The following is a 22682-nucleotide window of genomic DNA, read 5'->3' on the forward strand; positions in this document are numbered from 1 at the left end:
GTCCAGAACCACAGCGTCTCCCCGAGCCCTGCGAGGGGAGACTTCACCGCCGCGCGCCCTCTTTTAGGGCCGCCAGGCCCTCCCAACTCGCGACGGTAGGTCGCCCCCTTTCAAGCAAAACCCGCGCTTACGCTGGGGGTCGGGGCGACCTGGCGGCGCGAGTTTGTGAGCGCGCTGGCCAAAAAACACAGGCTTCTAGCCGCACCTCACGACTCAACCAAAAACCCGCAACCACCCTCACCCAGCGGGATCATTGGGCAGCAAAGCCCCACCACCAGCCCCCCCAGGATCCGGCCCACCCCCACCAATAGGCGGCCCCGGCCGAGTAATCCTGGTCCTCGAAGTAGGACTGGCGGACTCACTGGAAGAAGTGGTGGAAGGCGCGGTAGAAGTCTCCGAGGTACTGGCACTCTCAGTAGTCGGAGTCGAAGACGTAGACGTCCGGGTAGGCGTAGGCGTAGCCGTAGCAGCATCCTTACCAATAGGCTTGGCCTTGTCGAACTTCTCCCCCGGCTGCCCATCCAGATAAAGATCCATGAACTTCTGCCAGATCGGCCCGGCGATGGTCTTCCCGAAGATCGGCTTGTCGTTCTGGTCGTGTAGCGGCTTGACGCCGTCCCCACCGACCCAGGCAGCAACCGAGATAGACGGGGTGTAACCCACCATCCAGGTCTGCGCGTTGCGATCGGCGTAGGACTTAGGGTCGTTCTTCCCCAACGTGTACTGCTGCGTCCCGGTCTTCCCAGCGCACTCGTGCCCCTTGGGGCAGGTCAGGTCCGAGTGCTTGATGACCGGCTCCAGCGCGTCGGTCACGTTCCCGGCGATCTTCGCGCTCTGGGCGGCGTCCGGGTCGAACGCCGGTTTGCCAGGGTCGTTGACCTCGAACTCGACTTCGTCGCTGGCGTTGGCGACCTTGGCGACGAAGTGCTGGTCGCGGCGCAGCCCGCCGGACGCGAAGGTGGCGTACGCCGACGCCATGTCGGACGGGGTGATGGTGGTGCCACCACCGCCGAGCGAAATGTTGTTGTCCCCGGCGAACAGGGTGGACCGGCCGTCGGGCGCGACCTTGACGCCGGCGTCCTTGGCGGCCTGGACGACGGCCTTGGCGCCGGTCACGTTGTAGACCATGTCGTAGAACACGGTGTTGGCCGAGATCTCCATGGCCTGTTTGACCGTGCACTCCTTGGAACAGCTGGCGCTCTCGCCCGCGTTCCGCACCGGTGCCGTCTTGTTCGCGCCGGTGCCGAACGTGCGGCCGGAGGTGCCGTCGAAGGTCTCCCCCAGGCCCTTGCCCATCTTGAGGAACGCGGTCAGGTCGAAGGCCTTGACCGACGAGCCGGGGTTGCGGGCGTCGTTGGCCCAGTCGCGGCTGGGCACGTCGTTGCCCTTGTCGTCCTTTTTGAACAGCGGGCCGCCGTAGTAGGCGACGACGCCGCCGGTTCTGGGGTCGACGGCGACCAGTGAGTTGAGGATCTGGTCGTCGGTCTGGCCCTTCATCCCTTCGGAGACCGCCTGTTCGGCGTCCTTCTGGGCCTTGGGGTCGATCGTCGTGTAGATCTTCGCGCCGCTCGAGTAGAGCTTGTCGTCGTCGTAGCCCTTGGCCAGCAGTTCCGCCTTGACGCGGTCCTTGATGTGCCAGCTGAGCGTGCCCGCGTCCTTGTCCTTGGCCGTGTTCTTCGGGACCGGGGTCGGGAAGGTGGCGGCGGCGCGGTCTGCCTGGGACAGCCATCCGTTGGCCACCATCTGGTCCATCACGTAGGTCCACCGCTTGGTGGCGTACGGCTGGTTCTCCGACCGGCTCGGGCCCTGGATGAGCCCGGCGAGCAGGGCGGACTCGGAGGCGTTGAGGTCCTTGACGTCCTTGTCGAAGTACGTCTTGGCCGCGGCCTGGACGCCGTACGCCCCGCGGCCGAAGTAGACGATGTTCAGGTACGAGGTGATGATCTCGTCCTTGGACTCCTCGTTGTTCATCTTGAACGACTTGGCGAGCTCGGTCCACTTGCGGGTGAGCGTGGGGGCGTCGTTCGCGGTGGCCTGCTTGATGTACTGCTGGGAGATGGTCGAGCCACCGCCCTGGCCGCCGGTGACCTGGTTGTAGACCGCGCGCAGGATGCCCGTGACGTCGAAGCCGGAGTTGGTCTCGAAGCTCGCGTCCTCGGCCGAGTAGACCGCGTGCTTGACGACCAGGGGCGCCTCGCCCGTCTTCAGCGGGACGCGGTTGCCGCCGGACCCGGCCGGCGGGTTTTCCTTGCCCATCACGGAGTTGTCGGAGTAGTAGAAGGTGATCGGCTGGTTCTGCAGCGCCGCGACGCTGTCGGCCGAAGGCACGTCCACTATGAAGTAGGTGATCACGAAAGCGAGCGCCGGAACGACGACGAACAGACCGAAGAGGACGTACAGGGTCCGCCGGATCCGCCGCCAGCGACGCTTCTTGCGCTGCTTCGGCGTCAGGACCGGTTTCTTCTTCTTGCCGTTTTCGTCGAGCTCGGGATCTTCGTCGTAGTCGTCGTAGCCGTCATGGCCCGCGGCGTACTCGCCCGACTGCCCTTCGCGGTCGTCGTCGTAGTCGCCGTAACCGAAGTCGTCCGGCTCGGTGCCGTTGTGCGTGTGGTGCGTGATGAGATCCGGCTCACGGTCGGTCGGGCCCATTACGGGCCGGACCATGCCGGTCGGCTGATCGACGCGGGGGCGCCCGGCGGGCGGCGGTGGTGGCTGGCGGTAACCGCCGTTCGGCGGGGTGCCGGGCGGACGGCCGTTGGCGCCGGGGGGCGGCGGGGCCGGACGGCGGGGAGGCATCCCGTTCGGCTGGCGCGGTGGACGGGGCTGCTGCCGCGGTGGGCGCCGGGGAGCTTCTTCGCCGGGCCATTGCGGGGCCTGCTCGTCGCCACTGGGCCACTGGGGTGCGTTACCGGAGGCATTGCCGCGGGGCACGCCACGCGGGGGCGTGGTGCGCTGCGGGCGACGCGGGACGTCGTCGCCGGGCCACTGGGGCCCGGGTTCCTCTCCCGGCCAAGGGGCGCGGCGAGGTGCATCAGGCTCCTGGCCTGGCCAGGAGCGGTTGCGATCGTCGTTCACGAATGGGCCTCCCAGACCGGCGTTTCGGGGCACGCCGTTCTGCGCTCTACAGCGATTCTCTCGACTGACTTCACTGACCCGCTGTCCTTCGCGGACGCGTCCGCGGTTGCGGTTCACCGGTGCCGAGGACGTAGGACTGCACCAGGTGGTTCCAGTTGCAGCTACGGCAGACCTCGACGTCGTACACGGTGAACTCACCGAACAATCCGGCCATCCGGGTCAGTTCTTCGGGGGTCCTGGCCGATCCGGCGACATGCTTGAGCTCGTCGCCGTAGACCCAGGAGACCAGCGTGAGCGCCTCCTTGCGGCAGACCGGGCAGGTCTGCTCACCAGTGCGGCCGTGGAACTCCGCCGCCCTCAGCAGGTAGGGGCTGGCGTCGCACACGTCGTGGGTGCCGACGCGTCCGGAGTGGACCCCGGCCAGCAGCGCACGGCGCTGCAACGCGTAGTCCACGACCTGCCGCTGGTTTCGCACGACAACAGAGTACGGGCTGAACCTGTGGACGCCAGGAGACCTTCGATCCGAGCCTCACCGCGTCCCACCGACACGCCGACGATTCGATAACTGTCCGATGACTATCTGTCGACCTTGCGGGGCACACGCTGGGGGGAATCACAGGTCCGGAAGGTTACTTACGCCACTTCGATGTATCGGCGCGATATAGTGGGCCGGTAGGTTGAGCGTGCCGGTTGGTGGTGCTGACCATCTTCGGCCGCCGTTTGTTCCCGGAAGGGGGTGCACTGTGCTGGAGTTCGCGATCTTGGGGCTGCTGCACGAGGCGCCCATGCACGGGTACGTCCTGCGCAAGCGTTTGCACGAGACACTCGGGATGTTCCGGACATTCTCGTACGGTTCGCTGTACCCGACGCTGCGCCGGTTGCTTCGGGCCGGCTACCTCTTCGAGGAGCTGGAAGAGGTAGAGGACCGGACGTGGGCAAGGCGCGGCAAGCGGGTCTACAAGCTCACCGCCGAGGGTAAGGAACGCTTCGCCGAGCTGCTCGGTGACGCGGGTCCGCAGACCTGGGACGACGAGGGATTCGGCGTCCACCTGGCGTTCTTCTCCAGGACACCGGCCGACGTCAGGATGCGCATCCTGGAAGGCCGTCGCCGCCGGGTCGAGGAACGCCGTGAAGGTCTACGGGCGGCGATGGGCCGGGCCGAGGAGAGGATCGACCGCTACACCCGCGAACTGCACCGGCTCGGGCTCGAGTCGAGTGAGCGGGAGGTGCGCTGGCTCAACGAGCTCATCGCGCACGAACAGGCCGAGCAGCGTGACGGGGAGACCTGAGTCAGGCGTTCGGCGCACCTATCACAGATGTCAAACGAGTTGAAGGAGAAACCGGCATGGGCGAGAACCGCCGCGTTCGGGTGGCCATCGTGGGCGTCGGCAACTGCGCGGCGTCGCTGGTGCAGGGCGTCCAGTACTACCGCGACGCCGACCCCAGCACGCGCGTGCCCGGTTTGATGCACGTGCGGTTCGGCGAGTACCACGTCCGCGACATCGAGTTCGTCGCCGCGTTCGACGTGGATGCCAAGAAGGTCGACCGCGACCTTTCCGAGGCCATCTTCGCCAGTGAGAACAACACCATCAAGATCGCCGACGTGCCGCCGCTGGGCGTCACCGTGCAGCGCGGGCACACCTTCGACGGACTCGGCCGGTTCTACCGCGAGACCATCGAAGAGTCCGACGCGACACCGGTCGACATCGTCGCCGCGCTCAAGGCGGCCGAGGTCGACGTCCTCGTGTCGTACCTGCCCGTGGGCTCCGAGGTCGCCGACAAGTTCTACGCGCAGGCCTGCATCGACGCCGGTGTCGGCTTCGTCAACGCGCTGCCGGTGTTCATCGCCTCCGACCCCGCGTGGGCGCAGAAGTTCACCGACGCGGGTGTCCCGATCGTCGGCGACGACATCAAGTCCCAGGTCGGCGCGACCATCACGCACCGCGTGCTGGCGAAGCTGTTCGAAGACCGCGGCGTCCAGCTCGACCGGACGATGCAGCTCAACGTGGGCGGGAACATGGACTTCCTGAACATGAAGGAGCTCGAGCGGCTGGAGTCGAAGAAGATCTCCAAGACGCAGTCGGTCACTTCGCAGGTCGATCGGGATCTTGGCAAGGCCAACGTCCACATCGGACCTTCGGACTACGTGCAGTGGCTCGACGACCGCAAGTGGGCGTACGTGCGGCTCGAGGGCCGGGCGTTCGGTGACGTGCCGCTGAACCTCGAGTACAAGCTCGAGGTCTGGGACTCGCCCAACTCGGCCGGGATCATCATCGACGCCGTGCGCGCCGCGAAGATCGCGATGGACCGCGGGATCGGCGGGCCGATCCTTTCGGCGTCCAGCTACTTCATGAAGTCGCCGCCGGAACAGTACGACGACTCGACCGCCCGCGACGCCGTGGACAAGTTCATCCGCGGCGAACTCGAGCGGTAGTAGTTCTACTGCCCCTGAAGGCCACCTTCACGGCGTAAAACGCCGTGAAGGTGGCCTTCAGGGGCTTTTTGGTTTAGTCCTGAGGTGCGGTTAGAAGCCTGTGTTTTTTGGCCAGCGCGCTTACAAACTCGCGCCGCCAGGCCGCCCCGACTGTGTACGGAAGTGCGGTTTTTGTTTTTAGGGGGGCGACCTGCCGTCGCGAGTTGGGAGGCCCTGGCGGGCCTGAAAGAGGGCGCGCGGCGGTGAAGTCTCCGCTCGCAGGGCTCGCGGAGACGCTGTGGTTCTGGACTACGGCTGTTGTTGGTTTTTGTTGTTGTTGGTGTTGGGGCGGGTTTAGATTTGCTCTGTTTTTGCTGTTAGGTTGCCGCCTGCTGCGCCGGTGTTTACTACTCCGGTGGGCTCTATGAGCATTGCTGATACTTCGCCTTCGGCGATTGGGCAGTGCTCTACGCCTCGGGGGACTACGTACATTTCGCGGGGTCCCAGGGTGATGTCGCCGGTGCGGAGCTGGATTGTCAGGTTGCCCTCCAGGACCAGGAAGAGCTCGTCGGTTTCTTCGTGGGTGTGCCAGACGAACTCGCCCTTGATCTTGACCAGTTTTATCTCGTAGTCGTTGAGTTTCGCGATCAGCTTGGGTGACCAGTGGGCGTTGAACAATGCCAGCTTTTCGTCCAGGTTGACCTTCATTGCTCCACTATGCCCAAGGCTGCGGGTAGGGCGGCGATTACGCTGACTACCGCCGCTGCTTCTGCGAGGGTTTCTGGGGCGGGGGCGAAGTGGGGGTTTGGGACCGCGTAGACGGTCATTCCCGCGGCCAGGGCTGAGCGGAGGCCGTTCGTGGTGTCTTCCACCGCGGCGCAGGCTTGTGGTTCCACGCCCAGTTGCTTCGCTGCTTCCAGGTAGACGTCCGGGGCTGGTTTTCCGGCCTTCACCTGCTCGCTCGACACTGCCACGTGGATCAGGGAGCCCAGGCCGGTGGCGTCAAGGAACGCCTTGATGAGGATCGGCGGCGATGAGCTCGCGATCGCGACGGGCCAGCGGGCGGCCACCGCCAGTACCGTGTTCACCGCGCCTTCGATTACCGGGGGGCCTCCTGCGTAGCGTTCGGCCATTCGCTCGATGACCAGCTCCGCTATGCGCTCCGGCGTCAGTTGCGCGCCCAGTTCCTCGACCAGGTAGCGCGCCCACTCCGGGGTGCTCATCCCCTGCTGTGCCCTGGTCGCCTCCGGGCGCCAGGTGCCGCCGTGCTCGGCGACGACCGAGCGGCGGACCTCGTCCCAGGTCCGTTCCGAGTCCACCAGCACACCGTCGAGGTCGAAGATCACCGCTTCCATGGCTCGAACCCTAGCCTGTGAGACGAATTACTTCGCTACCCTAACTAATTTTGTTAGGTTACCTAAGTGACTTACCGCGTGGCCGAGCTGGCCCACCATCTGCGACCGCTGGTCTTCCGGCTGTACTACCTGGTCCGCCGGGAGACACCGCAGCTCCAGCTCACCCTGACCCAGGGGTCTGTGCTCAGCGAACTCGTCAACGGCGGGCCCCGCCGGATGAGTACGCTCGCCGAGCTCGAGCACGTCCGGATGCCGTCGATGACCGACGTCGTCCGACGGCTCGAACGGCTCGGGCTGGTCAGCCGCGCGCCCGATCCCACCGACGGCCGGGCGGTGCTGGTCGACCTGACCGCCGAAGGCAGGCGGTTCTACGACGAGCTTGTCATCGCCAGGGAGGAGTTCCTCCGCGAGCGCCTCACCGCGCTCGACGCCCGGGACCGGGCCGCGATCGAAGCCGCCATCCCCGCACTCAACCGGCTGCTGCAGCTGGAGGGCACCTGGAAAGAACAGAAGGAGGAACTGATCCGCGATGAGCGCTGAGCGCCACCCGAGTCTGCTCGACACCGTCAAGGGACAGCCGAAACAGGTCTGGATCACCGCGGCCGCCGCCGTGATCGCCTTCATGGGGATCGGCCTCGTCGACCCGATCCTGCTGTCGATCGCCAAGGGTCTCGACGCGACTCCCTCGCAGGTCACATTGCTCTTCTCGGCCTACCTCGGCGTGCAGGTGATCGCCATGCTCGTGACCGGCGCCGCGAGCGCGCGCTTCGGCGCCAAGCGCACCGTGCTGGTCGGGCTGACCCTGATCGTCGCCGCGACCGCGCTCTGCGCCGCCGCCGGTTCCATCGAGCAGCTCGTCGGGCTGCGTGCGGTCTGGGGCCTTGGCAACGCCTTCTTCATCGCGACCGCGCTCTCGGTGATCGTCGGCGCCGCGACCGGCGGCCAGGCCGGCGCGATCCTGCTCTACGAGTCCGCGCTCGGCGTCGGTCTCGCGGTCGGCCCGCTGCTCGGTGCCCTGCTGGGCACCATCTCCTGGCGCGGCCCGTTCCTCGGCACGGCGATCCTGATGGCGGGCGCGCTCGTGCTCTGCGCCCGGTACCTCAAGGCCGACGGCCACGAGCGGCGCGACCCGGTGAAGCTGTTGGACCCGCTGCGCGCGCTCGGGCACTCCGGTCTGCTGCGCACTTCGCTCGGTTCCGCGCTGTACACGGCCGCGTTCTTCACCGTGCTGGCCTGGTCGCCGTTCGTGCTGGAGTTCACCGCGATCGCGATCGGCCTGATCTTCTGCGGCTGGGGTCTGTGCGTCGCGCTGGCCGGGGTCCTGCTGGCCCCGAAGCTGGCCGCGCGCCTGGGTGAGCGGCACGCGACCGTGCTCGCCGTGTTCGGTTACGCGGTTCTGATGCTGGTGATGGCGGTGCCGAGCAAGCCGCTGCTGATCGTCGCGATCATCGTCAGCGGGCTGGTGTCCGGCCTGCTGAACACGCTGTTCACCGGCACCGCGATGTCGATCAGCGACGCGCCCCGCCCGGTGGCGAGCGCGGGCTACAACTTCCTGCGCTGGCTCGGTGGCGCGGTCGCGGCCACGCTGGTCGGGCATGTCGCGGAGTGGTTCGGTTCGCCGCAGTCCCCGTTCGTGGTCGCCGCGGTGCTCTGCGTGCTCGCCGGCGGGCTGCTGTCCTTCCGCGGCCGTCAGGCCGACCCGCACGAGGTTCCGCCGGAAGCGGCCTTGGTGGGCGAAGAATTCTGAGCTGTCGGTGACGGCCCCCGGACACAGAGTCCGGGGGCCGTTTTGTACACCTTTCGTTCACCTGAATGTCCGGAAAACATGGTTTTGGGCACTTACGGTCTGTTCGTTCCCCAGACCGCGTGACCACCACCATGGAGGCCCTGTGTCCTTCGAGCGCGGGCGTTCGCTGCCCCTGTTCACCGCCCATCCTGGCGGCCGTTCGCCGATCACCTGCGAGTACCGCTGCGGCAACGCGTGTGCCCACCCCGCTCCGAACGAGTCCGGGAACGAGTACTTCGGTGACGTCGTCAAGGACGTCGTCTCCCGCCGGGGCGCGCTCAAGGCCGGTGCCGTGATGGCCGCCGCAGCGGGCGGGTTCGCCGCGCTCTCGTCGGGCACCGCCGCGGCCGCCGCACCCGCGGCCAACGGGAAGCCCCGGCCAGGACGTCCGGTGCCGGGCACCGACTTCGACGTCGTGCCGCCGAACAAGCTCGACCAGGTCAGCGTGCCCGAGGGCTACGCGCAGAGCGTGGTCATCCGCTGGGGTGACGCCGTCGAGGCGGGGGCGCCGAAGTTCGACTTCCGCAAGCAGACCGCGGCCGGGCAGGCCAAGCAGTTCGGCTACAACAACGACTTCGTCGGGCTGATCCCGCAGGATCCGCTGGGCATCCGCAACCTCCTGGTCGTCAACCACGAGTACACCACCGAGGTGCACCTGTTCCCGGCCGACCAGTACGACCCGGCGAACCCGACCGAGGAGCAGGTCAAGATCGCCTGGGCGGCGCACGGGCTTTCGGTCGTGCAGACCCTGCGCGACCCGGTTTTCGGTGCGCTGCGGGCGGTTCCGAGCCGTTACGGCCGCCGGATCACCCTCGACACCGAGTTCGAGGTGCGGGGCCCGGCCGCCGGGTCGCGGTTCCTCAAGACGTCGGCCGATCCCACCGGCCGCAAGGTCCGCGGCACGCAGAACAACTGCTCGGGCGGCGTCACCCCTTGGGGCACCGTGCTTTCCGGCGAGGAGAACTTCCACCAGTACTTCGCCAACGCCGACAAGATCACCGAGCCTGGCGAGGCCGCGCGGCTCAAGCGGTACACCGTCGGTACCGGCGCGAGCACGCGTAAATGGGAGCGGTTCGACAAGCGCTGGGACGTCGCGCAGGAGCCCAACGAGCCGAACCGGTTCGGCTGGGTGGTGGAGATCGACCCGAACGACCCCAGCTCGACGCCGATCAAGCACACCGCGCTCGGCCGGTTCAAGCACGAGGCCGCCAACGTCAAGATCGCCAAGGACGGCCGCGTCGCGGTCTACTCCGGTGACGACGAGCGCTTCGACTACATCTACAAGTACGTGTCGAAGGGCAAGTACAAGCCGGGCACCAGCGCGCACGCCCGGCGGCACAATTCCGCGCTGCTCGACGACTGCATGCTCTACGTCGCGAAGTTCAGCGGGGACAGCCCGGCCGCCGAGATCGACGGCACCGGCACCCTCCCGGCCGACGGCGAGTTCGACGGCACCGGGCAGTGGATCCCGCTGGCCGCGGGTGACAAGTCCTTTGTGGACGGCTTCACCGCCGAGGAGGTCTACGTCTTCACGCGGCTCGCCGCGGACAAGGCGGGCGCGACCAAGATGGACCGGCCGGAGGACATCGAGCCGAACCCGGTCAACGGCCGGATCTACGCCGCGCTGACGAACAACACCGACCGCGGCGCGGCGGGCAAGGCGGGCGTCGACGAGGTGAACCCGCGCAAGGTCAACAAGAACGGGCACGTCCTGGAGTGGGAGGAGGACCGCGGCGACTCGGCGTCGACGAGGTTCTCCTGGCGGCTGCTGCTGGTCTGCGGCGACCCGGCGGCCGCGGACACGTACTTCGGCGGGTTCCCCAAGGACCAGGTCAGCCCGATCTCCTGCCCGGACAACGTCGCGTTCGACCGGCACGGCAACCTGTGGATCGCCACCGACGGCAACGCGCTCGGCAGCAACGACGGGCTGTTCTCGGTGCCGGTCGAGGGCCCGGAACGCGGGCACGTCAAGCAGTTCCTGTCGGTCCCGGTCGGCGCCGAGACTTGCGGCCCGGTGGTGACCGACCACCTGGTGCTCGTCGCGGTCCAGCACCCCGGTGAGAACGCCGCCAACTCGGCGAACCCGACCTCGCACTGGCCCGACGGCGGCACCGCGCAGCCGCGCCCGGCGATCGTCTCGATCTGGAAGAAGGGCCGCTTCGGCTTCGTCGGCCAGATCGGCGTCCGCTAGGTAGTTGCCCCTGAAGGCCACCATCACGGCGTTAGACGCCGTCATGGTGGCCTTCAGGGGCATTCGCGGAGCGTCACCCTGTTCGGTGATGACGGAAGCCGTCAGCAGGGCATACGTTGGCGGGTGATCTTCGATGCCCACGCTCGGTGACGGTCTGCAGGGAGGCGTCTGGTGCGCGGTGTTCGTTCGGCCGTCGTGCTGGCACTGGCGGCGGTGACGGCCGGCGCGGTCGTCACCGCTCCGGTGGCCGCCGCCCCGCGCCAGTCCGAGCCGGAAGCGGGCTGCACCGGCGGGATAGCGGCGAACCCGAGCCTCGAGAAGCTGTCCGGCGGCATCCCGGCGGGGTACACGTTCCTCCCGGCCGCGCCCGTCCCGCCGACCACCCCGGCCGGCAAGACGCCAAGGCTGCTCACCGACAGCCGGTACGCCGCCGACGGCTCGGTGTACGCGCTGATCCAGACGCCCGACGGCCTGGTCAGCTCCGCCGAGCAGGACCAGCGGGCCGTGCCCGGCGGCGCGTACACGCTCACCGACTGGACGGGCACGTTCGCGCCGAACCTGGCCAGCTCCGCCAACGCGCAGTACACCGGCTTGCGGTTCTACAACGCGGGCGGGAAGCAGCTGCTCGAGAACAAGCTCGACGTCGTCCACGATGTCGCCGGGAGCAGGGTCGCGCGGCAGGAGTTCGTGCCGTCCGTCGCCCCCGCGGACACGGCCAGGGTGACGTTCTTCGCCAGCACCAACTACAACTGGGTCCTGTGGGACTGCGTCGTCCTCCAGCTCGCCGCGTACACCGTGACGAAGGAGGTCAAGGACCCGGTGACCGGCGCATGGGGCAAGGACGCGACCTTCCAGGCCGGCGACACCGCGCACTACCGGATCACCGTGACCAACACCGGCAGCCAGCCGCTCGCGGGCGTCAAGGTCAGGGACCCGTTCTGCGCGCCGCCGCCGTCGGACGGCCCGTTCACGCTCGATCCGGGGGCGAACCGGCAGCTGACCTGCGACCATCCGAACCTCGTGCTGGCAGACGGCAACTACGACGCCCCGGCCACGGTGTCCGGGGTGACCTATCCCGGCGGCCGGTTGAGCGGCCAGACGGCGAGCGTGGCCGTCCGGGTGCTCCCGCCGCCCGCGATCGACAAGATCGGCGACTTCGTGTGGGCCGACACCGATCGTGACGGCCTGCAGGGTCAGGGCGAGCCGGGCATCGCGGGCGTCAAGGTGATCCTCAAGGACGGCTCCGGCAAGGACGTCGCGACGACCACGAGCGGCGCCGACGGCAAGTACCTGGTCGACAAGCTGGCAGACGGCACGTACCAGGTCTGCTTCGACCCCAAGACCTTCCCGGCCGGGCTCACGCCTTCGCCGAGCGGCGCGGGCGACGACACGAAGGACTCCGACGTCGACCCCGCGACGGGGTGCTCACCGCAGGTCACGCTCGGGCCGGGCAGCCGCGAGAACCTGACGGTCGACCTCGGGCTCCGTCCGCCGCCGTACTCGGTGGGTGACTTCGTCTGGGCCGACACCGATCGTGACGGACTCCAGGGCCAGGGCGAGCCGGGTGTCGCGGGCGTGAAGGTGACGCTGCTGGACGGCGCTGGCAAGCTGCTGGCGACGGTCACGACCGGCGCCGACGGCGCGTACCTCTTCACCGAACTGCACGCCGCCGGATACGAATTCTGCTTCGACGCGGCGGGCAGGCAGCTGACCAGGCGTGACGCGGGCGACGACACCAAGGACTCCGACGCCGACCCCGCGACCGGCTGCACCGGTATCGTTCAGCTCGACCAGGACAACCGCACTCTCGACGCGGGCTTGCTCACCGCTCCGTAGGGACTCGAAGCGAACCGGTTCGCCGGGACAGCCGTAGTACCTGGTGAGAGGACTGCCGCGGCGGAGAGGGCCCGATGACGACATCCTGCACGGTGGTGGACGACGACGCCGTGCCCGTCGAGGCTCCCCCTGCGCCGCGCTGGTGGCGGCGGCCGGTGAGCTGGACGTGGGTGGGTACCGGGCTCGTGCTCGTCCTGTTCGCGGAGCTGGCCTGGCGGCGCCGGTGGATGAGCGACGACGGCCTCCTCGTGCTGCGGACCGTGCGGCAGGTACTGGCCGGGAACGGCCCGGTGTTCAACGTCGGCGAGCGCGTCGAGGCCAATACCAGTCCACTGTGGACGGCCATCCTGAGCTTGCTGGGGCTGATCCCCGGGGTCACGCTGGAGTGGGTTTCCGTGCTCACCGGCCTGGTTTTCTCCCTGGGCGGCCTGCTCTTCGGACTCGACGGCGCCCGTCGCCTCTACCGTCCCGCCGGTTTCGGGCTGCTGGTCCCGGCGGGCGCGCTGGTGGTGTGCGCGCTGCCGCCCTTTCGCGACTTTGCCACTTCGGGGCTCGAAACCGGCCTCATCACGTGGTGGCTCGGCGGCAGCTGGTGGTCGCTCGTGCGGCGCGCGGCGGCGGAACCCGGCGCGCGGAGCTGGCCGATCGCACTGGTCCTCGGCCTCGGTCCGCTGATCCGGCCGGATCTCGCGCTGTTCAGCGTCGTCGCGTTCGCCGCGCTGGTGGTGCTCGTCCGTCCTGGCTGGCGGCCCGCGCTCGGCTTGCTCGCCGTCGCCGGGGCGCTTCCGTTGGCGTACCAGGTTTTCCGGATGGGCTACTACGGCCTGCTCACCCCCAACACCGCGCTGGCGAAGGAGGCCGCGGCCGCGAACTGGGCGCGCGGCTGGGCGTACTTCGCCGACCTCGCGGGCCCGTACCAGCTGTGGACCCCGGTGGCGTTGCTGGTCCTGGCCGCCGTGCTGACCCTGTGGTGGGTGCCGGTCGGCCGGGCGTTCGCCGTGCTGACGCTGCTGCCGCTCGCCGGGGCCTGTCTGCTCGGCCTGTACGTGATCCGGGTCGGCGGCGACTTCATGCACGGCCGCATGTTGCTGCCCGCGTTGTTCTGCGCGCTGCTGCCGGTGCTCGCCCTGCCGCTGACCCGGCGCACGGCGGTCGTGCTGGCCGGCGTCGGCGTGTGGGCCTTTGTCGCGGCGGGCTGGCTGCGTCCGCCGTATGTGGGCCTGCACCAGGCGACCAACGTCACCGACGAACGCGACTTCTGGTCGTACGCGACCGGCCGGGCGAACCCGGTACTGGCTTCGGACTACGCGGGCTATCCCGGGCTACCCGCGACGCTGGCCGCCGTCCGGGCCACGACCGGTCCGGCCGTGCTGGTCAAGGACTACCGAACGCAGACCTGGCAGGCCCATCCGACGGACCGGCCGTACCTCACCGTCGCGACCGACAGCATGGGCGCGCTGAGCCTCTTGGTGCCGTTGGACGTCCGGCTGCACGACGGCTACGGCCTGGCGAGCCCGCTCGCGGCCCATTCCGCCGCGATCCCCGACGGCAGGCCCGGGCACCAGAAGTGGCTGCCGGGCGACTGGGAACTCGCCGACTCCAGCCCCGTCGACGCGTCGTCGGACGTCCGGGCCGCGCTGGCCTGCCCGCGGCTCGAGGAGATCATCGGCTCGGTCCGGGAGCCGCTGACCTTCGGCCGGTTCCGCGCCAACCTCACCGGGTCGTTCGCCAGGGGCTCCGTCCGGTTCCCCCGCGACGCGGAGCAGGCGCGGTTCTGCCGCTAGTTACGGTGGAGCGGTGAACGACCTCCCTCTCGCCCTCGTCACCGGCGCTTCCCGCGGCATCGGCGCGGCCATCGCCCACGCCCTCGCACCGACCCACCGCGTCCTGCTCGGCGGCCGCGACGCCGCCGCGCTCGAAGCCCTCGCCGCGGACCTGCCCGGCTCGCAGGCCTGGCCGGTCGAGCTGACGGACCCGGCAGCGCTGGCCACCGCGGCCGCCGAGATCGGCGAGCTGGACGTCCTGGTGCACTCCGCCGGGATCGCCGGCCTCGGCACGGTCGAACAGGCCGGCGCCAAGGCCTGGCGGGACAACTTCGAGGTCAACGTCCTCGCGGTCGCCGAGTTGACCCGCCTGACGCTGCCCGCGCTGCGCGCCGCGAACGGCCACGTCGTGGTGATCAACTCTGGCGCCGGCCAAGCCGCTCGCGCAGGTTGGGGCCCCTACGCGGCCAGCAAGTTCGCCGCCCGCGCGTTCGCCGACGCCCTGCGCGCGGAGGAGCCCGCCCTGCGCGTGACCTCGATCTACCCCGGCCGCACGGACACCGAGATGCAGCAGTCGATCATCGCGGCCGAAGGCGGCGACTACGACCCCGCCCGTTTCCTCCGCCCCGACTCCGTCGCGATGGCCGTCCTCGCCGCCGTCTCCGCGAGCCCCGAGGCCCACCTCACCGACCTCATCCTCCGGCCCCGCTAGCTCTCTCCCCCTCCCGAACGCCATGAACGGACCGTTTATGGCAAAAGGGCTTCAGCCGCGCAACCGTGCCGCCGTCTCGGCCACCGAAGCCTGGACCTTCGCGCGGTCGACGCGCAGGGACTCGCCCTCGCCGACGACCTGCTCGCCCGCCACCCAGACGTCGCGGACCCGCCGCGAGCCCGCCGCCCACACCAGGTTCGCCAGCAGCTGCTCGTCCGGCACGTCGAGCCCGGTCGCGAACGCCGGGTCGTCAAGGTCGACGTGCACCAGGTCGGCCCAGCGGCCGGGCTCCAGCGCGCCGAGGTCGTCGCGGCCGAGCGCCTTGGCACCGCCGCGGGTCGCGAGCAGGAACGCGTCCGCCGCGGTCATCGTCATCGCGTCGCCGGTCGCGAGGCGGGCGAGCATCGGCGCCAGCTGCAGCTCTTCCCACAGGTCGATGTCGTCGTTGCTGGCGGGCCCGTCCGTGCCCAGCCCGACGGCCACCCCGGCGGCGCGCAGCTCGGTTACCCGCGCGATGCCCGACGCCAGTTTCGCGTTCGAGCCAGGGCAGTGCGCCATCCCGGTGCCGCGTGCCGCGAACAGCGCGATGTCGGCGTCGGACAGGTGGATCGCGTGCGCGGCGACGGTCCGGCCGGACAGCAGGCCGACCTCGTCCAGCAACGCGGGCACCGAACCGTGCAGCTCACGCTGCTTCAGGTCCTCCGCGGCCGCCTCGGCCACGTGGATCTGCACGAGCGCGCCCCGCGCCGCCGCCGACTCCGCGACCGCGCGCAGGCCCTCCGGCGTCAGCATGTACGCCGAGTGCGGCCCGTAGCCGAGTTCGACGCGCTCGCCGGGCCCGAACCGCAGGCCGTCGGTGTCGATCCAGCGTTCGACGGCCGCGAGCTGCGCCCGCCAGTCCATGTGCGGCAGGTCCATGATCGCCGGGCCGAGCAGCGCGCGGCCGCCCGTGGTGAGCACCGCTTCGGCGATCTGCTCGCAGTCGAAGTACATCTCCGCGCTGGTGGTGACGCCGTGACGCAGCATCTCGACCGAGCCCAGCAACATGCCGGTGCGCACGTCCTCCGGCCGCATCTTCGCCTCGGCGGGCCAGATGAGTTCGTTGAGCCAGCGCAGCAGCGGTACGTCGCCGCCCATCCCGCGCAGCAACGTCATCGGGCTGTGCGCGTGGGTGTTCACCAGGCCGGGCATCAGGATGCCGGACAGCGTCGTGACCAGCGCGGTGGATTCCGGGGCCGCCGAAGCCGGTCCGCAGAAGGTGAGGTGGCCGGTGTCGTCCACGTCGACGACGGCGTCGCGCAGCAGCGAGCAGGCGGGGTCGGCGGGAAGGACGACAGGAGCGTGGAAACGACGGGACATGGCCGGATCTTACGGAAGGCCGTTACTGGTCGACGACCCCGCTGCGCCAAGCCCACGCCGCGATCTCCACGCGGTTCCGCGCGCCGATCTTGCCCTGCACGGACGCCAGGTGGGTCTTCACCGTGGACAGTGACAGGTACAGCTCGGTGCCGATCTCGGTGTTGGTCAACCCCTTCGCGGCGGCCTTGACCACGTCGAGCTCGCGAGCGGTCAGCGGCTCGACAGGCGGGCTGACCTCGCGTTTCACCGTCCCACCGCTGAAGTGCTTGAGCAGCCGGACGGTGATCTGGGGCGAAACCAGCGCGTCGCCGCGGTCGGCCGCGCGCACCGCTTCGATGAGCAGCGCCGGGCCCGCGTCCTTGAGCAGGAAGCCGCTCGCGCCGTTGCGCAGCGCGGTGTGCACGTACTCGTCGAGGTCGAAGGTGGTGACCACCACCACCTTGAGCGGCTCGGTCACGTCCGGCCCGGCGAGCTGCCGGGTGACCTCGAGCCCGTCGAGGCCGGGCATGCGGATGTCGAGCAGGCAGACGTTCGGGCGCAGCTCGCGCGCCTTGCCCACCGCCGAGATCCCGTCCGCGACGTCGGCGACCACCTCGATGTCGTCCTGGGCGTCGAGGATCATCCGGAACCCGGTCCGGACCATCTCCTGGTCGTCGGCGATCAGTACCCGGATCACTCTTCTCCTTCGAGTGGTAGCCAAACCTCGACGCGCCAGCCGCCGTCCCGCCCGCGCCCGGCCTCCAGGCGGCCGTGCAGGAGGGCGACGCGCTCGCGCATGCCGATCAGACCGTAGCCGCCCGATCCGCCGACCGGATGGTGGTCGGCTTCCTTGCCGTCGTCGGTCACCCGGAGGTGCAGTTCCCGGCCGATGACCTCGGCCAGCACGAACGCGTGTTCCGCGCCTGCCGCGTGCTTGCCGACGTTCGTCAGCGACTCCTGGACCAGCCGCAACGCCGACCGCCCGACTTCCTGCGGCAGGTGCTCCGGCAGGTTCAGCCCGACCATGGTGGGCACGCCGTGGTTCGAGCCGTCGACGAGTTTGCGCAGGTCGGCCTCCAGATCGGTGGTGGCCTGCTCGCTGAACTCGCTGCTGCCCGCCGCCGCGTCCCCGCGCATGCTGCGGACCAGCCTGCGCATCGCGGCCAGCGCCTCGACCCCGGCGTCCTCGATGCGGCCCATGGCCTCCAGCGCGATCAGCGGGTTCTTCTCCCCCAGCAGCCGCGCCGCCTGCGCCTGCACGACGATCCCGGTGACGTGGTGCGCGACGACGTCGTGCAGCTCGCGGGCGAGCGCCATCCGTTCCGACGTCTGTGCGTCGGTCACCGCCGAGAGCACGACCTGCTTGCGCTCGGAGTCCCGTGAGCGCAGGAACAGGCCGATGACCACCGCGATGCCCAGCAGCAGCAGCGCGATCGCGGCGTAGTACTTCAGCTGCGCCAGGTCGAGCAGCGGGCGGGGCCCCGGCCGTTCGGCGTTGACGATCACCGCCAGCGCGACGACGGCGCTGAAGCCGCCGATACACGACCAGGCGCGTTTGCCCGGCACCGACCGGACCAGGTGTATGACGGTGGCCAGCGTGGCCACGACCTGCGTCGCCGGCACCCCGACCGCCAACGGGTACGAATACCGCAGGTTCAGTGCCGGGGTGACCATCGCGGACAGGAACAGCAGCGCCGTGAGCCCCAGCGCCGACGGGACCGGGTACCGCGAGGCCAGCACGGACAGCAGGGCCGCGCCGAGCGAGCAGAGCACGATCGGCAAGGCCCTCGGCGCCTTGAAGGCCTCGGCGAACTCGTAGAGCAACGCGAACGCCAGCACCCCGATCAGCAGCCATTGGGTACGGGCGAGGTCGATCAGCGGACTGCTCACGCGCGGTTTCGGAGCCGGACGGCCGCCTCGCGCGCCGAGCAGCACCGACCCCCCGAGCAGCACCACGCCGAAGAGCAGCGACTGGATCATGACGCCGCCGCTCACGCCGGGCTGGCCGCGGTTCGTGATGGCGATCAGCGCGGCCACCACCAGCGAGCAGACCGCGGCGAACGCGACACCCGGCCGGGCGCGGCGGACGACGTAGTAGACGAGTTCGAACCCGGCGACGACCTCCGTGGCCGACAATCTCGCCAGCACCGTCGAGTAAGCGGGTGCGTGCGCGAAGTTGATGAAGACGCTGAACACGACCAGCGTGGCCGCCCCGGCGAACGCGGCCACCGCGGCGCGGGAACGTGCCCACCACACACAGCCTGCCATCGCGAGAATGCCGGGCAGCAGGAACAGATCGACGCCCTTCGGACCGGAGTCGTCGGCGCTCGCGGGAAGAATGATGCCCAGATCGACCAGCAGTGCGGCGACGAGCACGACACCGGGCAGGCCGAGAAGACGTGCGTACTCGGTCACTCGCGTCTGGAGGGATCGCTGCGCTGGGGGAGGTGGCACACCGTGACGGTAGAGGATTCCGCGGGCCCCGCACCTTGGCCGAGTGGTCCGACCGGGTCGGCCGATCGGCCGATGCCGGGCCCAGGAGCACTGGCCGTCTGCCCGAAGTGGACACCCCTCGAATCCGCGAAGCTTCCTCCCGAAGCAAGAACGAGGCACCGGCCATCCCGGCCACGGCAAAAGTGATCAAAGGTCCTTTGCTCCCGCTTTTTCGGCCCTCAGGACCGGGATCGCGATGGCGGGGTGCCTTCCAGACCACAGCGCGATCTCGTCGGCGCGATAGGAGACAGAGTGGAACCGCTGAACAATCCACAGTGGACCGGTGGCCCGGTGCTTTCCGGTCGTGGGCTGGTGAAGCGCTACGGCAACCAGCACGCGCTGGCCGGGATCGACATCGACATCCAGCCGGGTGACGCGGTGGCGATCGTCGGGCCGTCCGGTTCCGGCAAGACCTCGCTGCTGCACGTCCTGGCCGGTATTCTGCGGGCCGACGCCGGGGAGATCTTCCTGTCCGGTCAGCGGATCGACCAGCTCGGGGAGAAGAAGCGCAGCGAGCTGCGCCGCTCCGAGTTCGGTTTCGTGTTCCAGTCCGGCATGCTCGTCGCCGAGCTGACCGCCGAAGAGAACGTCGCGCTCCCCTCGCTGCTGGCAGGCAAGAGCCGCAAGGAATCGATCGACGCGGGCCGCGAGTGGCTTACGCGGCTCGGTCTTGGCGGCAAGGAGAAGCGGCGTCCCGGCGAGCTGTCCGGCGGGGAGGCCCAGCGGGTCGCCATCGCGCGGGCGCTGACGCACCGGCCCAAGGTGATCTTCGCCGACGAGCCGACCGGCGCGCTGGACACCCGCACCGGCCGCGCCACCATGGACGCCCTGCTGGTCGCCGCCGCCGACACCGGCGCCGCGGTGATCGTGGTGACCCACGACCGCGAGCTCGCCGAGTCGATGCCGCGGACCGTGTCGATCCGTGACGGCCTGATCGCGACGAGGCTCGCGGCATGAATTCGATGCAACTCGCCCTGCGGGTGCTGCGCGTCGACCGGCGCACCCGCACCTCGGCGATCCTGACCGCGATCGGCGTCGCGGTGGCGACCGGGCTGGTGCTGCTGCTCGCCGCCCTGCCGTTCGCGACGCAGGCCCGCGCGGACCGCGCGGTGTGGCAGGACGGCTCCGCCTCCGGCCACTCGCTCGGCTCGAACCAGCCGGCCAAGCTGCTGATCGCGACCTCCAGCGACTACGCCGTCAACCAGCAGATCCGCCGGATCGACGTGGCACTGACCGGCACCACGGCGGCCTCGTCCGTCGAGCTGCCCGCGGGCGTGCCGAAGCTCCCCGGGCCGGGCGAGGTCCTCGTTTCGTCCTCGCTCGGCAGGCTGATTCAAGCCACCCCGTCGTCGCAGCTGGCCGACCGGTTCGGCGGCAAGCTCGTCGGCTCGCTCGGCGAGCAAGCGCTGCGGTACCCGGAACAGCTGGTCGCGGTGGTCGGTCACACGCCTGACACGATGCCGCAGAACGCCCAGTCGGGGCCGGGTTTCGCCACGGGACCCGGCCGGACCGACGGGCTGCTGGAGCTGCTCGCCTGGGTCGGCGTCGTGGTGCTGCTGGTGCCGAGCCTGGTGCTGGTCGCGTCCTCGGCGCGGCTGACCGCGGCCCGCCGGGAGCGACGGCTGGCCGCGTTGCGCCTCGCCGGGGCGACCCCCGGTCAGGTGGTCGGGATGGTCGGCGCGGAAACCGCGCTGTCAGCCGTCGCCGGTGCGGTGCTCGGCATCGCGGTGAGCCCCGCGCTGCACGGGCTGGCCACGTTCGTGCCATGGGACGGCGGGACTTGGCTGGCTTCGGACTTCACGCTGCCGGTGGGCGCGATCGTGGCGATCGCGATGGTGATCCCGGCGCTCGTGCTGCTCGCCGCCGTGCTGGGCCTGCGCCGGGTGCTCCGCACGCCGTTGTTCGCGGTCGGGGGACACACCCGCAAGCCGCTGCATTGGTGGCGGCTGCTCGCGCTGCCCGTCGCCGGGCTGTTCTTCCTCTACGCGGTGACCTCGTCGAAGGACTCCGGCGGCATCGGTGCGGTCATGCTCGGCCTCTTCCTGCTGGTCGGCTCGGCCGCGCTGGTCGGCCCGTGGGTGACGTCCGCGGTGGGCGGCACGTTCGTGCGGATCTGGCGCCGACCTGCCTCGCTGCTGGCCGGACGCCGCCTGCGTGACGATCCCAAGGGCGCCTACCGGGCCTCGGCGGGTGTGGTGCTCGCGGTGTTCGCCGGTTCGATGGCGCTGACCCTGCTGCCCTCGTTCGAGTCGCTGGCGGGCGGCGGACGGTCCTTTCAGGACTCCGTCCTCTACTTCGAAACCCCCTCGGCGAACGCCCCGAAGGCGGCCGAGCAGGCGAACGCCACGCTCGCGAAGTACGGCCAGCCCGAACGGGCGACGTCGGTCGGCTCGCTCTCCGTGTCCACCACGCCGTACCGGCCGGGCGAGCACCCGGCGGCCTGGGGGGCCTTGGTGATGACCTGTGACCAGGCCGTCAAGCTCACCAGGTTCGGCCTGACCGCGGAAACCTGCGAGGCCGGGCCGGGCATCTATACCTCGTCCGCGTTCGATCCGGCGCAGGCCCAGGTGATCGCCGACTACGACAAGCCGGGCGTGCCGTTCGCGCCGGGCACGCGGGTCCACCTGACCACCCCGGCCGATGCGGACCTCGCGGGCTCGATCATCATCGATCCCTCGGTCCTGCCCGCCGGGGTCCAAGCGAAGCTGACCTCGGTCGCGGTGCCGACGTCCGAAGCCAACCGCGAGACCGTGCGGACGGCGATGGTCGGCGCGGCCGGCGGCGAAGAGGTCAACAGCCGGGAACGGCGGCTGGTCAGCCAGCAGATCATGCTCGGCGACCTGCGCCGCGTCACCGTCATCGGGCTGCTCGCCGCGGCGGTGCTCGCGGGGTGCAGTGCCGCGGTGGCGACCGCGGGCTCGGTGATGGACCGGCGGCGGACGTTCGGGGCGCTCATCGCGGCGGGGACACCCGTCCGGGTGCTGTCGAGGGCGTTGCGGATGGAGGCGGCACTCCCGGCGATGGTGGCGACCATCGGCGCCGGGGTGGTCGGCATCGGGGTCGGGATCGGGCTGTTCAGCATGGCTGGCGACCAGCCGATCGTGCTGAGCCCCTGGATCCTGGCGCCGGTGGTGCTGGGGATCGGGGTGGCGCTGCTCGGGGCGTCGGTGTGCACCCCGGCACTCAAGCGGGTGGCTTCGGAACCACTCGCGGACGAGTAAACGGCCGTTCGCCCCTTCTATCGGGGGAGGGGCGAACGGCGACTTGGGTCACCTCGGCCCACCACGGCCGAGGTGACCCCAGTCCCCCAGCCGACGACGGCTGAGGACGCGTCTGAGAACTGTCGCAGCAGCCGCCGCTCGAAGCCTCGGGCGCCTGTCCTTCGAAGCCGCCTACCCTCCACAAAGGACGAAAAAGCGGCCCATTCGCCCGTTTCATACCGCCACGACCGTTTCATGCGTGCCCCTGAAGGCCACCATGACGGCGTTAGACGCCGTGAAGGCTCCCATCAGGGCACACGGCAAGCTTGGGGTGGCGACTGAAGGGGACTTCCCGCCACTCAACCTTGCAAAAGTCCCCGTCAGTCACGCGGCCCTAGTGTCCTGCGTCGGAAATTCGTGAGATATACCGGGCGAGGGAGTGGAGGATCTCCTCGGCGGTCTTGACCCATACGAATGGTTGGGGGTTCTCGTTCCAGTTCTTGATCCAGTCGCGGATGTC

17 protein-coding genes are annotated in these 22682 nt (G+C 69.6%); 10 read left to right on the top strand and 7 right to left on the bottom strand.

All coding sequences use genetic code 11. From position 1 onward, the window contains the following. Positions 1–237 precede the first annotated feature (237 nt). Both QMK34_RS40490 and QMK34_RS40495 read right to left on the bottom strand, forming a co-directional pair. Positions 238–2664 (bottom strand): transglycosylase domain-containing protein, encoded by a 2427-nt coding sequence (locus QMK34_RS40490; protein ID WP_326420123.1) that lies wholly within the window; start codon positions 2662–2664, stop codon positions 238–240. Between the two features lie 481 nt (positions 2665–3145). Then, positions 3146–3550: a DUF5318 domain-containing protein gene (locus tag QMK34_RS40495; RefSeq protein ID WP_326420108.1), complete on the bottom strand. Its 405-nt coding sequence runs from the start codon at positions 3548–3550 to the stop codon at positions 3146–3148. A 268-nt stretch (positions 3551–3818) separates the two neighbouring features. Here QMK34_RS40495 and QMK34_RS40500 point away from each other — a divergent pair, with 268 nt between their 5' ends. Then, positions 3819–4364, top strand: a complete 546-nt coding sequence (locus QMK34_RS40500; protein ID WP_326420109.1) for a PadR family transcriptional regulator — start codon at positions 3819–3821, stop codon at positions 4362–4364. Positions 4365–4420: 56 nt separating this feature from the next. Next, positions 4421–5509, top strand: coding sequence for an inositol-3-phosphate synthase (locus QMK34_RS40505; protein WP_326420110.1), 1089 nt, complete (start codon positions 4421–4423; stop codon positions 5507–5509). A gap of 333 nt (positions 5510–5842) precedes the next feature. Here QMK34_RS40505 and QMK34_RS40510 read toward each other — a convergent pair whose 3' ends face one another. Both QMK34_RS40510 and QMK34_RS40515 read right to left on the bottom strand, forming a co-directional pair. Continuing rightward, the gene (locus QMK34_RS40510) at positions 5843–6196 is read right to left on the bottom strand and encodes a cupin domain-containing protein (protein WP_326420111.1); all 354 of its coding nucleotides are present in this window, start codon (positions 6194–6196) and stop codon (positions 5843–5845) included. Next, positions 6193–6843, bottom strand: a complete 651-nt coding sequence (locus tag QMK34_RS40515) for an HAD family hydrolase (RefSeq protein ID WP_326420112.1) — start codon at positions 6841–6843, stop codon at positions 6193–6195. The genes QMK34_RS40510 and QMK34_RS40515 overlap by 4 nt, the downstream gene beginning before the upstream one ends. A gap of 66 nt (positions 6844–6909) precedes the next feature. Here QMK34_RS40515 and QMK34_RS40520 point away from each other — a divergent pair, with 66 nt between their 5' ends. From QMK34_RS40520 to QMK34_RS40545, 6 genes are all read left to right on the top strand, one after another. Beyond that, positions 6910–7383: a MarR family winged helix-turn-helix transcriptional regulator gene (locus QMK34_RS40520; protein ID WP_326420113.1), complete on the top strand. Its 474-nt coding sequence runs from the start codon at positions 6910–6912 to the stop codon at positions 7381–7383. Continuing rightward, the gene (locus QMK34_RS40525) at positions 7373–8590 is read left to right on the top strand and encodes an MFS transporter (RefSeq protein WP_326420114.1); all 1218 of its coding nucleotides are present in this window, start codon (positions 7373–7375) and stop codon (positions 8588–8590) included. The genes QMK34_RS40520 and QMK34_RS40525 overlap by 11 nt, the downstream gene beginning before the upstream one ends. 142 nt (positions 8591–8732) lie before the next feature. Next, positions 8733–10820 (top strand): PhoX family protein, encoded by a 2088-nt coding sequence (locus QMK34_RS40530; RefSeq protein WP_326420115.1) that lies wholly within the window; start codon positions 8733–8735, stop codon positions 10818–10820. 171 nt (positions 10821–10991) lie between these two features. Continuing rightward, positions 10992–12656 carry a DUF7850 domain-containing protein gene (locus QMK34_RS40535; RefSeq protein WP_326420116.1) on the top strand — a complete coding sequence of 555 codons (1665 nt, stop codon included), beginning with the start codon at positions 10992–10994 and terminating at the stop codon, positions 12654–12656. A gap of 74 nt (positions 12657–12730) precedes the next feature. Next, positions 12731–14440 (top strand): hypothetical protein, encoded by a 1710-nt coding sequence (locus QMK34_RS40540; RefSeq protein WP_326420117.1) that lies wholly within the window; start codon positions 12731–12733, stop codon positions 14438–14440. A 13-nt stretch (positions 14441–14453) separates the two neighbouring features. After that, the gene (locus QMK34_RS40545; RefSeq protein WP_326420118.1) at positions 14454–15131 is read left to right on the top strand and encodes an SDR family oxidoreductase; all 678 of its coding nucleotides are present in this window, start codon (positions 14454–14456) and stop codon (positions 15129–15131) included. A 51-nt stretch (positions 15132–15182) separates the two neighbouring features. On the opposite strand, the gene QMK34_RS40550 is transcribed toward QMK34_RS40545, so the two are convergent. From QMK34_RS40550 to QMK34_RS40560, 3 genes are read right to left on the bottom strand one after another with little or no spacing between them, the layout of a single operon-like run. Then, positions 15183–16490: an amidohydrolase family protein gene (locus tag QMK34_RS40550; protein ID WP_326420119.1), complete on the bottom strand. Its 1308-nt coding sequence runs from the start codon at positions 16488–16490 to the stop codon at positions 15183–15185. A gap of 22 nt (positions 16491–16512) precedes the next feature. Then, complete coding sequence (locus QMK34_RS40555; protein ID WP_326420120.1) at positions 16513–17166, bottom strand: response regulator transcription factor; 654 nt, start codon at positions 17164–17166, stop codon at positions 16513–16515. Then, positions 17163–18923: a histidine kinase gene (locus QMK34_RS40560; RefSeq protein WP_442785328.1), complete on the bottom strand. Its 1761-nt coding sequence runs from the start codon at positions 18921–18923 to the stop codon at positions 17163–17165. Before QMK34_RS40560 ends, QMK34_RS40555 begins: the two co-directional genes overlap by 4 nt. Positions 18924–19223: 300 nt before the next feature. On the opposite strand from QMK34_RS40560, the gene QMK34_RS40565 reads away from it, so the two are divergent. Then, positions 19224–19919 (top strand): ABC transporter ATP-binding protein, encoded by a 696-nt coding sequence (locus QMK34_RS40565; protein WP_326420124.1) that lies wholly within the window; start codon positions 19224–19226, stop codon positions 19917–19919. Further along, positions 19916–22183, top strand: a complete 2268-nt coding sequence (locus QMK34_RS40570) for an FtsX-like permease family protein (RefSeq protein ID WP_326420122.1) — start codon at positions 19916–19918, stop codon at positions 22181–22183. Before QMK34_RS40565 ends, QMK34_RS40570 begins: the two co-directional genes overlap by 4 nt. Positions 22184–22682: the final 499 nt, after the last annotated feature.

The sequence above is a fragment of the Amycolatopsis sp. H20-H5 genome (genome assembly GCF_035828755.1).
Taxonomy (GTDB): domain Bacteria; phylum Actinomycetota; class Actinomycetes; order Mycobacteriales; family Pseudonocardiaceae; genus Amycolatopsis.

Coding starts and splice junctions, on each gene's coding strand:
- QMK34_RS40490 (WP_326420123.1), bottom strand. CDS start 2,664: ATGGTCCGGCCCGTAATGGGCCCGACCGACCGTGAGCCGGATCTCATC.
- QMK34_RS40505 (WP_326420110.1), top strand. CDS start 4,421: ATGGGCGAGAACCGCCGCGTTCGGGTGGCCATCGTGGGCGTCGGCAAC.
- QMK34_RS40510 (WP_326420111.1), bottom strand. CDS start 6,196: ATGAAGGTCAACCTGGACGAAAAGCTGGCATTGTTCAACGCCCACTGG.
- QMK34_RS40515 (WP_326420112.1), bottom strand. CDS start 6,843: ATGGAAGCGGTGATCTTCGACCTCGACGGTGTGCTGGTGGACTCGGAA.
- QMK34_RS40525 (WP_326420114.1), top strand. CDS start 7,373: ATGAGCGCTGAGCGCCACCCGAGTCTGCTCGACACCGTCAAGGGACAG.
- QMK34_RS40540 (WP_326420117.1), top strand. CDS start 12,731: ATGACGACATCCTGCACGGTGGTGGACGACGACGCCGTGCCCGTCGAG.
- QMK34_RS40550 (WP_326420119.1), bottom strand. CDS start 16,490: ATGTCCCGTCGTTTCCACGCTCCTGTCGTCCTTCCCGCCGACCCCGCC.
- QMK34_RS40570 (WP_326420122.1), top strand. CDS start 19,916: ATGAATTCGATGCAACTCGCCCTGCGGGTGCTGCGCGTCGACCGGCGC.